The organism is Ascidiaceihabitans donghaensis, assembly GCF_900302465.1.
GTDB classification, from domain to species: Bacteria; Pseudomonadota; Alphaproteobacteria; order Rhodobacterales; family Rhodobacteraceae; genus Ascidiaceihabitans; species Ascidiaceihabitans donghaensis.
The window spans coordinates 1-13,080 of record NZ_OMOR01000003.1; the positions used below are offsets into that span (position 1 = coordinate 1).

Sequence of the window (13,080 nt, forward strand, 5' to 3'; positions counted from 1 at the left end):
CGGCGCAGCAATCTGAAACCGGTTCAGTGCGATCTGCGTGTGCTATGCACAGATACCCTGACTTTGCTAAAACGCACGATCGGGGCATCGTACCGGATCAGAACCGATTTTGCGGCCGAACTGGCTCCGGTGATGATTGATCCGGTTCAGCTGCAATCTGCTTTGATGAACCTTGCGCTCAATTCCCGTGACGCAATGGGAAGCGGTGGCGAATTGCTGGTCTCAATTGCCAATGTAGTGATCGACGACAGCTATATGGCGCAAGAAACGGACATTGAGCCGGGTGATTACGTGCGTCTGTCGGTCAGTGATGATGGTGCGGGCATGGGTCTTGAGGCACAACGCCGCGCATTCGAGCCTTTTTTCACAACCAAAGAGGAAGGCGGCGGCACCGGGCTTGGGCTGGCGATGGTGTACGGGTTCGTGCGCCAATCAGGCGGCCACGTGACACTGTATAGCGAATTGGGTCTGGGCACGAGTTTCGGGCTGTATTTTCCCGCTGTTCCGCACGAAATGCTGACAAAAGATGTGCCGCTGGCAGGCCATCAGCACCACGCGCTGCCACGCGGAAACGGCGAAACGATCCTGATCGTGGAAGACAATCCGCGTGTGCGCAAACTGTCTGTGGAACGCATTCACGATCTGGGCTTTGCGACACTTGAAGCCGAAAATGGCGATCGCGCTTATGAGATGCTGAAAAGTGGTGCGCAGGTGGATTTGGTGTTTTCCGATCTGGTGATGCCCGGAACGCTGAACGGCTATGATCTGGCGGCGAAAATCACAAAGGAATTTCCAGATTTAAAAGTTTTGCTGGCGTCTGGCTATGCCAGCGATGTGATTACAAGTTCAATGGAACACGACGGGCCTTTGGACATTTTGCACAAACCCTACCGCCAGTCCGACTTGGCAAAGCGCCTTCACGCTATGTTGGTGGACACCGCCGAAGACTGAACAATCTCTACGTTGCTTGCAAAGGTATAGCCGATCCCGCGCACCGTTTTGATCAGTGTTGGGTTTGCAGGGTTGCGTTCAATCTTTTTGCGCAGGCGTGCGACTTGATTGTCGATAGTCCGGTCCAGAGGGCTCCATTCCAGGCCGCCGGTTTTATCCATCAGTTGATCGCGGGACAGGACCCGTTTGGGGCTGTTCAAGAACACATTCAGCAGTTTGAAATCACCGCTGGTCAGCTCACATGGCGCGTTGTCCCGGTCCAGCAGCTCAAGCCGATCAGGAAACGCTGTCATACCATCAAACTTGAAGCGGGGGCTGCCAACGGGGGCATCTGCCGCGGAAACTGGCGCGGGCGTTGCGGACCGGCGCAACACGCTTCGGATGCGGGCAATCACTTCGCGGACGTGAAAAGGTTTGGTGATGTAATCATCTGCCCCGACTTCCAGTCCGACAACACGGTCAATCACGTCGTCTTTTCCCGTCACCATAATGATGGGCACTTGCGACACGGTTCGGATTTGCCGTGCGATGTCGATGCCGTTGTCCGCGCCAAGATGAAGATCCAACGTGACCAAACCAAGCGTGTTTTCCGCCATCACCCGCATGACGTCGGCGCCTGTTTCGGCCTCGACCACCTGCGCGCCTTCGTCTTCAAGCACATTGCGCAAAAGGGTTCTGATCTTGGGATCGTCTTCAACAACAAGGATCGTTTGATCTTTCATACGGGCCTCGTTGGGTCGGTTGCCTGGGCGGATTTACGGACAACGCCGGTTGCGTGTCGAAGTGGTGCAAAAGCGGATACGTTACAAAAAGATACAAAAAACGTCTCCCGAACGATAATTCAAAATACATATCCAGATCAAGGTGACCTTAAACCAACACAGAGGTCCGCCAAAATGTATGTCACACTTCCCAGCGAATTCACAACGGAACCGTCTGTGGCCCCATTGGACTGCGCCACGCCCAAAACAACGCAAACACATCTAAAGCCCGGGACCTATCTTTACTTTGAAGGGGATGAGGTCGAATGGCTGTATCAGGTCACGCACGGTGTTTTGCGATTGACCCGACTGCTGGCGGACGGACGCCGACAAGTCATCGCCTTTGGTTATCCGGGCGATATTGTGGGCTTTCCGGCAAAGGATTTGCATCACACCGATTGCGAGGCACTGACGGATGTGCGGCTGCAACCCTTTCGGCGGGCGCATCTGGAAAGCGGAGATGGCGATCCGGCCCTGCATTGCGCGTTGCTGCAAGCCGCCTTGCGGGAAATAAGCGCGATGCAGGATCATTTCATGATGCTGGGCCGTAAGTCGGCGACAGAAAAACTGGCTTCGTTTCTGTGTGTGTTGTCAGATCGTGTTGGCGATGATCATGGGGCTTTTCGCCAGATAAGCCTGCCCATGAGCCGTTCTGACATCGCCGATTTTCTGGGCCTGACCACCGAAACCGTCAGCCGCACCTTCACCCAATTGCGCAAAAGCCAGATCATTGCGATCGACAACATTCACACAATAATCATCCAACGCCCCAAAGCGTTGCTTGGCCTGACAGAAGGTGCGCGCGACTGAACGCTTTGATTGATCATGATCAATTGCTCCGGTCCGTGCCCTGATAGGCATGAATGGACACACCTAGGGTCAGCGCATCAAGACGCTTTGGTCCAGACCCCTTCAAAGGAGATAACCCATGGCCCCCAAGACAATTCTGGTATGCCTCACCACGCCTGATCATGCCAATACGCTGCTGAAAACAGCAGTGCCGTTGGCGCGCAAACATGGCGCGCATTTGATCGGATTGCATACTATTGAAGCCCTCGTGGTATACCCCGGTATTGCCATGCACATTCCCGACACAGCCTTTGCATCTTTCAATGAAAGCCAGAAACAAGAGGCCGAAGCCATCAAGGCAGTCTTCGAAAAACACACAGCCATCGAGGATTTCGTAAGCGAATTTCGTCTGGTCAGGGCCGAGGCACAATCGGCCAGCGCGCGAATGATCGAAAGTGCGCGGGCGGCAGATTTGGTGATTATGGCCCATGAAGACCCCAACAGCGATCGCTACGATCAGCGTCATGCGCAAACTCAGGTGATCCGCGAAAGCGGGCGCCCCGTGATCGTGGTGCCCCTTGATTATGACGGTCCTGAAATCGGCGCAAACATTTTGCTGGGTTGGAGCGATACACGCGAAGCGGCCCGCGCAGCCCATGATATGCTGGGCCTTGCTGATGATGGGGCGGCACTTACGGTGCTGCGTGTGGGTCCCCCGCCTAAGACAGCGTTCCAGGATTCCAATGCCATCGACACCGTGGAAATGTATGCCCGGCACGGCCTGAAGGCGACGCTGATCCACCGAGATCCCAAGGGGGAAAGCATTGCAGATGTACTGCAAAATGTTGCCTTTGAAACGGGGGCGGACCTGATCGTGACAGGCGCGTTTGGTCATTCCCGTGCCTACGACTTTGTTTTGGGGGCCACCACCTATGCCTTGTTACGGGATCAGAAACTGCCGGTTTTGTTCAGCAAATAGCTGCAGGCACCACAATGTCGGACCATATTGGCAAATGGTCCGACGCCACGCGGGCCAAGGGGCTTTGGTCTACGCCACCGTCGTGAAGCGAAACACCATGAGACAGCGCAAACCGGTCAAGTGCTGCGATGGGGCGGCGTGCGTGAAAAGATCGTCCGGGGCTGTGTGTTTCAAACCGTGCAGCCAAGGGGTCAAAGCCTTTCGTGGCAGACCATTCGTTGAAATCGCCGGCTATAACGCAATGCTGATCCGCGGCCGTGGCCCTGTTCAACTTTTCAAGTTGGGCTTGCCTGTCGCGCCGGCGCAAACCCAGATGTGCGGCAACAACTGTCAGCCCTTCCCCCACATTGACTTTTAAACGTACAGCACCGCGCGGTTCAAATCCCGGCAATTCCAAAAGGTCAACGTGTTGCACCTCAATGCCCTTGCGCATCAATATGGCATTGCCATGCCACCCGATACTGACGCTGTTTTGCGATACAGCAACCACATCAAAATCCGTTTGGGCCGCGATCATTGCACGCGGTAAAGCAGAGGGGCGTTGGCCCAACCGTTTGTCAGCCTCTTGCAGCACCACAATGTCCGCATTCAATCCATTGATCACGTCCAATGTGCGGCTGGGCCGTCGTTTCTGGTCAAGACCCCGCGCCTTGCGCATGTTATAGCTTGCGATGCGTATACGAGTTTCGTGCATAGTGCCTATATAGGAACGATCACGTTCGTTTTTAACACCGTCAACCAAGGCCGCCTGTGAAACTGATCAAAGACAGCAGTGCAATCATGCTCGTGATCTGGGCGATGCTTTTAAGCACCGCTATGATTGCACTTGTGCTGTCGCGCTGGCCTTTGGCCTTTGTCAGCTTTGCCACATTGTTTTTGTCCCTTTTGCCACCGCTGCTTGCGGCACGCTTGTCGCTGAAACTGCCATTGCCGTTTTTGTTGTTCACAACCCTGTTTTTCTTTGGGTCGATCTTTCTGGGCGAAGCTTTTGATTTTTACGAACGCCTCTGGTGGTGGGATATCGCATTGCACGGGCTTTCAGCGCTTGGGTTTGGGCTGACGGGGTTTCTGTTTGTTTTCATGTTGTTTGAGGGCGACAGATTTGCGGCCCCACCTTCGGCCATCGCGTTCATCAGCTTTTGTGTCGCTATGACAGTTGGTGCGATCTGGGAGATTTTTGAATTCGCCATGGATGTGACATTCGGGCTGAATATGCAAAAGTCGGGTCTGGATGACACCATGGGTGATCTGATTGTTGACGCTTTGGGCGGGCTGATCGGCAGCCTGACGGGCTACGTTTATCTGCGCCATGATGCTGCTGGATGGCTGGGACGCGGTTTGCGACAATTTATTGATATGAACCAGCGTCTGTACCGAAAGTACAAACAACGCATCAAAAAGTAACGCATCCTGTCTACTGTGGCGCGTAGTATTGATCTTTGTCAGTTGGTTGACTGCACAAAGTGACACCTTGTCTTGAAAAGACACCGCTTACCCGTTTGAAACTTCTGCCGAAGGAAAACTGCCATGCACCGCCGCACGATACTTTTTGTTCTAAACACAGACACGCCAGACGCGCAGATTTCGCAGGCTGCCGAAGCGGCCGCGCGTGATGAATCGCATTTGGTTTGCCTGTTGCTTGGGCAAGCGTCTGCGCTGCCGGTATATGCATATGGCGGTTCACCGTACGGCGGGATGACGATACCGGACAACTGGAACGAGACGATCGTAGCGGCACAGAACGTGCAAAAGGCCCGCGTGGATGCCATCGAAGCTTTGCTTGCCAAAAGCAACACATCGGGCGACATCCAGTCCGCCCTTTGTGTGGCCACAGACGTGAAACATCATGTATCCCGTCTTGCCCGTGTCAGTGATGAAGCCTTTTTGGACGCCAGTTTGCGTGATACGCCCGATGTCATGCGGGAGGCTGTAGCAGGGGTATTGTTCCACTCTCCGATCGGGCTTCGTTTGAACGGGTCAGTCGCCCAGAAAGCCGCCCGCGTGTTTGTGGCATGGAACAGCAGCGAAGCTGCGGCAACTGCAGTGCATGCAGCATTACCCTATCTGAAAGAGGCAGACGAAATTGTCATTGGGTGCTTTGATCCTGTCATGACGCCTGTGCAAGACGGGCAGGATCCCGGTGTAGATGTGGCCAAATGGCTAAGCCATCACGGGTGCAATGTGACCGTTTCCCAATACCCGAGCGGTGGCCGCGAATTGGGGGCATCCATTCAGGAACGCGCCGCAGAAACGGGTGCCGATCTTATTGTGATGGGGGCCTACGGGCACGCCCGTATGATCCAGACCGTTCTGGGTGGCACCACCCGCACCATGATTGAACAGGCTGACGTGCCGCTTTTGTTGGCGCACTAAGGGTCAGGCGCTGCCCGGCTGTGCCAAATCAGAAACCTTGTCCGCTTGGCCGCGCAAAGCACAAAACGCGGCAAACTGTGACAGGTAAACACGTCCCGTCAGATGCTTTAACAAGCCCCCCCTCTGTAGACGGTCCATGACGGGGCCTTTGACCTCGGACAAAGACAGGTCAATGCCCAGTTCCTTCAGCCTGACGTTGATCAGTTCCAAAGTTTCCAAAGCGCTTAGATCTATCTCGTTCACCGCGGAACACATCAGAACGACGTGTTTAATGTCGGTGTCATCGATGATGCGGTTGTAGATGTGATCCTCAAGAAAGCGTGCGTTTGCGAAGTATAGGCTTTGGTCGATGCGCAGGGTCAGAACGGAGGGATCTGTGACAACGTCGTGGCGCAAGATATTGCGGAAATGCTCGGTGCCTTTGATCATTCCGACTTCGGCAATGTGCGGTCGGGATGTGTCAAACAAGACGATCAGCAAAGATAGCATCACACCAGCCACCACGCCCAGCTCAACGCCAAGTCCCAGCGTCAACACGACGGTGATGGCTACGGCTCCAAAATCCCGTTTTGAATATGCCCAGCTTTCCCGCAACGTCTTTAAATCCACCAAAGACAACACCGCCACGATGATCGTCGCGGCAAGCGTCGCTTTGGGCAAAAAATAGATAAGGGGCGTCAGAAAAACCGCGGCCACGGCCAACCCGATCGCCGTAAGGGCCCCCGCCGCAGGGGTTTCCGCGCCTGCATCAAAGTTGACCACAGACCGTGAAAACCCACCTGTTACTGGAAACCCGCCTGTCAGCGATGCGCCGATGTTGGCGGCACCCAAGCCAATCAGCTCTTGATCCGGATCGATGCGTTGCCGCTTTTTGGTGGCGAGTGTTTGCGCCACAGAAATAGATTCGACAAACCCGATGATCGAAATCAGCGCCGCTGGCCCAAAGAGAGCAGCCAGAAGGTCCGTTGACACATTCGGCAACGTAAAAGGTGGCAAGCTTTGCGGGACGGCCCCGACAATCTGGACGCCTGTCTGCGCAAGATCAAAATGCCACGCCAGCAGCGTCGTTGCGACAACGGCCAGAACCGGGCCTGCTTTTGTCGCAAAATCTGCCGCACCCGGTCGCAGCCCCATGCGGATCAGCGCCGGCCGCAATCCTTTACGCACCCAGAACAGAAACGCGATGGCGCCCGCTCCGATGGCCAGCGTCAACAGGTTTGTGTCAGACGCATGGCTTAGGATCGACTCCAGAAGATCCGGCATCGTGTGGCCGTGTGCCTTGATCCCCAGCACGTGTTTGATCTGGCTCATCGCAATAAGAATTCCTGACGCGGTGATGAATCCTGAAATGACCGGATGGGATAGGAAGTTGGCAATAAACCCCATCCGTAGAACCCCCATCGCCAGCAATATCAGGCCCGACAAACCAGCAAGGCTAAGGGCCGCAGTGGCGTATCCGACATCAATGGTCTGTGTGACGTCTGCCAATGTTGCTGCCGTCATAAGGGAAACAACGGCCACCGGCCCCACGGCCAACGACCGGCTGGTGCCGAAAATGCTATACAGAAGGATCGGCACAATCGACGCGTAAAGTCCGGCTTCCGGTGGCAATCCGGCCAGCATGGCATAGGCCAACGACTGCGGGATCAGCATGATTGTCACAATGACCGCCGCCGTCAGATCGTTGATCGCGGCGGTACGGGAATACGTCCGCCCCCACGCGAGTATCGGCAAATGACGCGTCAGGGCATAGGTGTTTGCCATCTTCACCGCACCGTCAGCTTTTCAGGCGCGGCCATCCATTCGCGCCCTTTCAACATTGCTTTCCAATAGACCGGGGGCAGTATCTTTTCTTTCAAAAGCCACGCGAGGCGGCTGGGTTTGGTCCCGTCAATCAGCCAGTTTGGAAAACTGGGTTGCAAGGTCCCGCCATAGCCGAATTCAGCCAGAACGATTTTGCCACGTTCCACCGTCAGCGGGCACGATCCATAGCCATCATATTGCGACACCGGCGCACGACCGTCGATGTCAGCGATAATGTTGTCCGCCACCACAGGGGCTTGTTTGCGCGCTGCGGCTGCGGTCTTGGCGTTGGGGGCGTTCATCACATCGCCAAGCGACCAGATGTTTTCATGGGTTTTGTGGCGCAGGGTTGCCTGATCCACATCAACCCACCCCGCCCCATCAGCCAGAGGTGACACCGAAATGAAGTCGGGTGCGCATTGCGGCGGGGTGACGTGGATCATGTCAAATTCGACCTCGATCCGTTCCACCGGAGTGTCAGGCTTGGCCACATCAAACCACGCCTTTTTGGCCGGGCCATCAATCGCCACAAGGTTGCTAAAAAAGTTCAACCCAATGCGATATTTATCAACATAGGTTTGCAGTGCAGGCACATAATCCTTCACGCCAAAAAGCACACCGCCCGCGTTGTGAAATTCGATCTCGATGTTGTTGATGGTTTCGGTGCGCGTCCAGTGATCTGCCGACAGATAGATTGCCTTTTGGGGCGCCCCTGCGCATTTTATCGGCATGGGCGGCTGTGTGAAAATCGCCCGCCCGGACGTCATGCCCGACACCAGTTCCCACGTGTAGGGGGCCAAATCGTACCGGTAATTCGATGTCACGCCATTGCGGCCCAGTGTGTCCACAAGCCCTTCAACACGGTGCCAGTCCAGTTTCAAACCCGGACACACAACCAGCCGTTTGTATTTGACCACGCGGCACCCATCGAGGATCACCGCATCCTTTTCAGGTTCAAACGCGGCCACCGCCGATTTCAGCCAATGCACGCCCTTCGGCACCAAAGACCCCATCGTGCGCACTGTGTCTTGTGCCGCAAAAACGCCACCACCCACCATGGTCCATCCAGGTTGGTAGTAGTGCGCATCTGCCGGATCAATCACGGCGATTTCCAACTCTGGTTTGCGGGCCTTAAGACTTGAGGCCGCGGCAATACCCGACGCCCCCGCCCCGACAATCACAACGTCATAAGACGCGTCCGCCTGATCTGCCGGGGTCGTGCCACCATTCGCGATGCGCCGCACAACGCCTTTCATGTCGTATCCAGCAGCCTTGGTCGCACTTAGGATATCAGCCAGCGGCATGTCTTTGGCCTGTGCCAAAGACCAAAGCGTCGCAGACCGCGTTCCGGTGCGACAATAGGCCAGCACGGGCTTAGGCAACGCCTTAAGTTCTGCCGCAAAATCGTGGGTATCGGCATCGTGAACCATGCCACCGGATACAGGGATATACCGCATGTCCAACCCGAGTTTTTCAGCGGTTTTCGCCAGTTCCTCAAATGTGGGTTGATCTGCACCTTCACCGTCTGGGCGGTTGCAGATGACGGATTTAATACCCCGTTCTTTAATTGCCGCCAGATCGGTTTCCGAAATTTGCGCGGCAACAAGGAACTGGTCCGAGATTTTGTGAAGATTCATATGCGTTTCTCTTTGTGGGGCGTTTAAGGCCAGTTTCAAAAGGTGCTTTCAGATCGCGTTGACGGGCACCTTAAGCACAGGTTTGCCGTCTTCCGACTTGGGCACATCGCCTGCGCGCATGTTCACCTGAAGCGAGGGCAAAATCAGCTTTGGCACATCGAGGGTCGCATCCCGTGTTTCGCGGAATTTGACGAACTCTTCCCGGCTTTTGCCTTGGCCGACATGGATGTTTTCGGCCTTTTGCGTGGCTACCGTGGTTTCCCACATGATATCGCGGCCACCGGGCCCATAGTCATGGCACATGAACAGGCGCATATCGTCGGGCAGCGCCAACACCTTTTGAATAGAATCGTAAAGCGCGCCTGCGTCTCCGCCGGGGAAATCTGCCCGCGCCGACCCACCATCTGGCATAAACAGCGTATCGCCTGCAAAGGCCGCATCGCCAATCACATGCACCATACAGGCAGGTGTGTGGCCCGGTGTGTGCATCGCAACGCCGGTCATGCCACCAATGTTGTACGTGTCGCCGTCTTTGAACAACCTGTCGAATTGCGACCCGTCACGCTGGAACTCGGTGCCTTCGTTGAACACTTTGCCGAAGGTTTCCTGCACGACCGTGATTTGATCCCCGATCCCGATTTGGCCACCAAGCTTGGATTGAATGTAAGGGGCCGCAGACAAGTGATCTGCATGCACATGTGTTTCAATCAGCCATTCCAACTGCAACTTGTGCTTTTCGATATAGGCGATGATCTGATCTGCGTGTTCGTAGGTGATCCGTCCGGCAGCATAGTTGATGTCCATCACGGAATCGATCACAGCGCATGACGATGATGCGGGGTCTGTCACCACGTAGCTGATCGTGTTGGTTTGCGCGTCAAAGAAGGGTTCGATCTTTGGGTGAATGTGCATGTTGGTCGGAACCTTGGCCATTTGGATCTCCATTTTTGGCTTTGGTTAGATTTCGCACCATCGGCACTTGGCCGTCAGTGACATGGTCACACTCCGCGCGATCCTCGACTAGGATGCACACTATATTGCCATAAGCCGCCGAACCCCGCGGCTGGGGCTTTTCGCCCAAATCGGAATGCTGTAAGCACCGCGCATCGGGTTATGTGTTCGGGGTCAAAGGTGCGATGTCTGACGGAGATGTGTGGACAGGGATTGCGGCGCAACCGGACGTATCGGGACAACAAGCGCCGCGGTTTCAACTGAAAATCGAACGGCACCCGACCACACAACCTGCCGCATTGGAAAATGTACCGCCATGGGACCGCCCTTGGGTTGATCCGGATGCGGGTGATGTGCTGTTTCAAAAACAAATCACATCCCCACGACGCCATACATACCTTTTGGTTGACGCGGGATTGCGGGCCAAGACCGCGGGGTTCTTTGATCTGGACGAAGTGGATGTGCCCTGCCGCTGCTTGTTCAAAGGCAAAGCTGCGCAGGATTTGAAAAACGTTGCGCCGTACCTGATTGATCTGACTTTGCCTGAGGGCGCGTGGGACGATGCGGGCCTTGTCCCGCAGTTCCACAAGAATTTCTTTGCCAAACACTGGTCCACGGAAACAGGTATTTTGATCCAGTCCACAGCCACATTAGATGAGGTCTGGGCGCATTTTCGCAAGTTCACCAAAGTTATGATGCCCGACAAGAAAGTGGCGTATTTCCGGTTCTGGGATCCGCGCATGCTGATCCATTTCCTTCAGGCATGCACCCCTGCCGAACTTGAGCATTTCTTCCTGCACCCCGATGATGCGCTGTTTTCCGTCACCTTTTCAGAGCTGTTTCAATCCATTTCGTTGCGCAGTGCACGGCTGGAGGCCATTTGATGTTTGCCATCACGCCAGCCCACGAAGCAGGGTTTGAAGACTACCGCCGCGAACGGTTCATAGAAGAACTGGCGCTTGGCAGTTATGATTTCATCGCTGATGACGCGCCGTTTCTGACAAAAGACCAACGGTTGAAGGGCGCAAGGTTCATCTACCAAAGTGCGGAAAACGCAGGCTACGAAACGCGGGGCGGTTGTTTCTTTTGGTTGAACATGGCGGTGCTGTTTGGATCGCATTTTTCGAGCGACCCGCAGTTTGGCATCATCGCGCCCCGTCACGGTCAAACAGGGGGGTCACGCGAACTGGCGGATCTCAGCCGCGTCTACACGCAGGTCGCCAACTATGTCAGTCAGGTTCTGGGCGGCCCGTCCAACCGGATTTACAATGCGGCTGTGGCGGAATTCGTGACGCAAATGGACGATGTGCACGGGCTGCAAGACCTGACAGATGCCGCAAGTGTGTCGGCGCGCCTGTCCGCGCTTTATCCGCAAAAACAAAAGTCGCATGGGCGTGTCTATCTGGGAAAGCTGGACAGCGGTGCCTATCAGGCAAAAGCCCTGCGATTGTTTCAAGCCGATGACATGCGTACAGTGTATTTTGTGGCCGCCATGGAAATGTTCTTTGGCCATCAGTTCGAGACAGATTTTTTCAAACCCTGGATTGGGGCGGCCATTGCGGAGTGTGGTCCCTCTGGAACAGATGGTCCTTTGGATGTGCGTCCGCTGACAAAGCAGGTTAAGCTGTGGGTAGACAATGAGTAGGATGGTAGCGAATGGGACGTGAAGCCGCGTTACAAGACCCCAACCAGCGTGCCGGCGCGGGCGAACGTGTCACGTGTATATCCGGCAATTGTTGCGACCCCGCCACGTGGCCCGCGCGGTGGGATATGGTGTGCATCAGGTGTATCTTTTGCCCCGATGATGCTGATGTCATGTCGTATATCCGCAGCAATCTCAAAGTGTTGACATACGATCGCATCTATTGGGAAGACCCCTATTTTGACGGAACACGGTGGGGCACACGTACCATCGAAGGACTGGGATCGGCGGACGGCAACACCATTACCATCCTCTCTGGGAAAAGCTGCCCTGAAGCCGCTGACATTTTGTACCACGAAACATGGCACACACATCAACCCGAAGACATGCTGGCCAACGCCAAGGAACTGGAAGCCTACACCGTCACGGAAAGCTGGCTTATCCGCAAGGAATTGCCCGGAACCGCCGAATTCCGCATGGTTGATTCTTATGGAAACACAGTGCCTGATCCGGTGGCCATTCAGGAATTTATTGACCGCGAATACCCCGGCGGCACGTCAGACGCCCCGTCCATGGTGCCCCAAAGCTTTCAAGCTGATCCGCCAATGACCGAATTTTATGACTATGACAAAGGTGAATATGTGTGGTTGCCATCGAAAGAAGGCGACAGCTTGTATGGGCCTCAATTCACCGTGGGTGGCGGCGAAATTCCCGCAGACGAATTTTATTGTGAGTGATCGGATGACAGCCAAAAAGGCAAAATCATATGGACTATCCTGTCGACGCCTTTGCGGTCATCCATCCTTTGAGTGTGCAAGTGGAGCATCACGTGTCTGAAACAGTTGCCCTGAAATGTGGCGAGATATTTGTCGATGTGCCCAAAGGCCAAGCGCAGCAGTTTGCGGATGCTTTGGACACCTATCTGGCCGATGAAAAGAACACAGCCACGATCGACCCGTCTTTGCAGCGCTATGTTTTGTCGCCGCGCAAATTCGAATATCTGCCGGATCGCCAATTGATCCGCCACGGGGCGTGGCAGTTGCGCTGCTCGGGTCCGGGGCTGTTTCACTGGATGTTGCAACCTGTGCGCAAATTCATGTTTTCGGCTGATTTGGCTTATGTCAAAGACGACGATGTGTGGGGTGTGTACAAGTTGCGCACCACGCGTTTTCGCTAAGACGGCACAATCGCGGG

General features: G+C 55.1%; 14 protein-coding genes. 9 read left to right on the forward strand and 5 right to left on the reverse strand.

All coding sequences use genetic code 11. From position 1 onward, the window contains the following. Positions 1–951: ATP-binding protein (locus ASD8599_RS19235; RefSeq protein ID WP_146188243.1), on the forward strand; the 951-nt coding region annotated here is incomplete at its 5' end. Here the strand turns inward: ASD8599_RS19235 and ASD8599_RS19240 are convergent. Beyond that, on the reverse strand, positions 918–1,673 hold the full coding sequence (locus ASD8599_RS19240) for a response regulator (protein ID WP_108830405.1): 756 nt from the start codon (positions 1,671–1,673) through the stop codon (positions 918–920). The genes ASD8599_RS19235 and ASD8599_RS19240 overlap by 34 nt on opposite strands. Before the next feature lie 174 nt (positions 1,674–1,847). On the opposite strand from ASD8599_RS19240, the gene ASD8599_RS19245 reads away from it, so the two are divergent. Together ASD8599_RS19245 and ASD8599_RS19250 are read left to right on the forward strand one after the other, a co-directional pair. Beyond that, positions 1,848–2,522, forward strand: coding sequence for a helix-turn-helix domain-containing protein (locus ASD8599_RS19245; RefSeq protein ID WP_108830406.1), 675 nt, complete (start codon positions 1,848–1,850; stop codon positions 2,520–2,522). A gap of 118 nt (positions 2,523–2,640) precedes the next feature. Further along, on the forward strand, positions 2,641–3,480 hold the full coding sequence (locus tag ASD8599_RS19250) for a universal stress protein (RefSeq protein ID WP_108830407.1): 840 nt from the start codon (positions 2,641–2,643) through the stop codon (positions 3,478–3,480). Here the strand turns inward: ASD8599_RS19250 and ASD8599_RS19255 are convergent. Next, positions 3,470–4,174, reverse strand: coding sequence for an endonuclease/exonuclease/phosphatase family protein (locus ASD8599_RS19255; RefSeq protein ID WP_108830408.1), 705 nt, complete (start codon positions 4,172–4,174; stop codon positions 3,470–3,472). The two genes, ASD8599_RS19250 and ASD8599_RS19255, sit on opposite strands and share 11 nt — an antisense overlap. A 56-nt stretch (positions 4,175–4,230) precedes the next feature. On the opposite strand from ASD8599_RS19255, the gene ASD8599_RS19260 reads away from it, so the two are divergent. After that, positions 4,231–4,884 carry a DUF2238 domain-containing protein gene (locus ASD8599_RS19260; RefSeq protein WP_245926166.1) on the forward strand — a complete coding sequence of 218 codons (654 nt, stop codon included), beginning with the start codon at positions 4,231–4,233 and terminating at the stop codon, positions 4,882–4,884. A 123-nt stretch (positions 4,885–5,007) separates the two neighbouring features. Next, on the forward strand, positions 5,008–5,853 hold the full coding sequence (locus tag ASD8599_RS19265) for a universal stress protein (RefSeq protein ID WP_108830409.1): 846 nt from the start codon (positions 5,008–5,010) through the stop codon (positions 5,851–5,853). Between the two features lie 3 nt (positions 5,854–5,856). Here ASD8599_RS19265 and ASD8599_RS19270 read toward each other — a convergent pair whose 3' ends face one another. Genes ASD8599_RS19270 through ASD8599_RS19280 form a run of 3 tightly spaced genes read right to left on the reverse strand, consistent with a single transcriptional unit; the run spans position 5,857 to position 10,226 of the window. Then, positions 5,857–7,617 carry a SulP family inorganic anion transporter gene (locus tag ASD8599_RS19270; protein WP_108830410.1) on the reverse strand — a complete coding sequence of 587 codons (1,761 nt, stop codon included), beginning with the start codon at positions 7,615–7,617 and terminating at the stop codon, positions 5,857–5,859. Between the two features lie 2 nt (positions 7,618–7,619). Continuing rightward, positions 7,620–9,293 carry a bifunctional protein tyrosine phosphatase family protein/NAD(P)/FAD-dependent oxidoreductase gene (locus ASD8599_RS19275; RefSeq protein ID WP_108830411.1) on the reverse strand — a complete coding sequence of 558 codons (1,674 nt, stop codon included), beginning with the start codon at positions 9,291–9,293 and terminating at the stop codon, positions 7,620–7,622. Positions 9,294–9,341: 48 nt separating this feature from the next. Further along, positions 9,342–10,226 (reverse strand): MBL fold metallo-hydrolase, encoded by an 885-nt coding sequence (locus ASD8599_RS19280; RefSeq protein WP_108830412.1) that lies wholly within the window; start codon positions 10,224–10,226, stop codon positions 9,342–9,344. A gap of 203 nt (positions 10,227–10,429) precedes the next feature. Between ASD8599_RS19280 and ASD8599_RS19285 the strand changes: the two genes are divergently transcribed. From ASD8599_RS19285 to ASD8599_RS19300, 4 genes are read left to right on the forward strand one after another with little or no spacing between them, the layout of a single operon-like run. Further along, positions 10,430–11,128: a DUF4123 domain-containing protein gene (locus ASD8599_RS19285; protein WP_146188244.1), complete on the forward strand. Its 699-nt coding sequence runs from the start codon at positions 10,430–10,432 to the stop codon at positions 11,126–11,128. Beyond that, positions 11,128–11,889: a hypothetical protein gene (locus ASD8599_RS19290; protein ID WP_108830414.1), complete on the forward strand. Its 762-nt coding sequence runs from the start codon at positions 11,128–11,130 to the stop codon at positions 11,887–11,889. The genes ASD8599_RS19285 and ASD8599_RS19290 overlap by 1 nt, the downstream gene beginning before the upstream one ends. Before the next feature lie 11 nt (positions 11,890–11,900). Further along, positions 11,901–12,623 (forward strand): hypothetical protein, encoded by a 723-nt coding sequence (locus ASD8599_RS19295; RefSeq protein ID WP_108830415.1) that lies wholly within the window; start codon positions 11,901–11,903, stop codon positions 12,621–12,623. A 29-nt stretch (positions 12,624–12,652) separates the two neighbouring features. Continuing rightward, positions 12,653–13,063, forward strand: a complete 411-nt coding sequence (locus ASD8599_RS19300; RefSeq protein ID WP_108830416.1) for a hypothetical protein — start codon at positions 12,653–12,655, stop codon at positions 13,061–13,063. The last annotated feature ends 17 nt before the right edge of the window (positions 13,064–13,080 follow it).

Bases quoted from the DNA above. Each gene is read 5' to 3' on its own strand.
- ASD8599_RS19270 (WP_108830410.1), bottom strand. From the start codon at position 7,617: ATGGCAAACACCTATGCCCTGACGCGTCATTTGCCGATACTCGCGTGG.
- ASD8599_RS19295 (WP_108830415.1), top strand. From the start codon at position 11,901: ATGGGACGTGAAGCCGCGTTACAAGACCCCAACCAGCGTGCCGGCGCG.
- ASD8599_RS19255 (WP_108830408.1), bottom strand. From the start codon at position 4,174: ATGCACGAAACTCGTATACGCATCGCAAGCTATAACATGCGCAAGGCG.
- ASD8599_RS19245 (WP_108830406.1), top strand. From the start codon at position 1,848: ATGTATGTCACACTTCCCAGCGAATTCACAACGGAACCGTCTGTGGCC.
- ASD8599_RS19290 (WP_108830414.1), top strand. From the start codon at position 11,128: ATGTTTGCCATCACGCCAGCCCACGAAGCAGGGTTTGAAGACTACCGC.
- ASD8599_RS19240 (WP_108830405.1), bottom strand. From the start codon at position 1,673: ATGAAAGATCAAACGATCCTTGTTGTTGAAGACGATCCCAAGATCAGA.
- ASD8599_RS19300 (WP_108830416.1), top strand. From the start codon at position 12,653: ATGGACTATCCTGTCGACGCCTTTGCGGTCATCCATCCTTTGAGTGTG.
- ASD8599_RS19275 (WP_108830411.1), bottom strand. From the start codon at position 9,293: ATGAATCTTCACAAAATCTCGGACCAGTTCCTTGTTGCCGCGCAAATT.
- ASD8599_RS19280 (WP_108830412.1), bottom strand. From the start codon at position 10,226: ATGGCCAAGGTTCCGACCAACATGCACATTCACCCAAAGATCGAACCC.
- ASD8599_RS19265 (WP_108830409.1), top strand. From the start codon at position 5,008: ATGCACCGCCGCACGATACTTTTTGTTCTAAACACAGACACGCCAGAC.
- ASD8599_RS19285 (WP_146188244.1), top strand. From the start codon at position 10,430: ATGTCTGACGGAGATGTGTGGACAGGGATTGCGGCGCAACCGGACGTA.
- ASD8599_RS19250 (WP_108830407.1), top strand. From the start codon at position 2,641: ATGGCCCCCAAGACAATTCTGGTATGCCTCACCACGCCTGATCATGCC.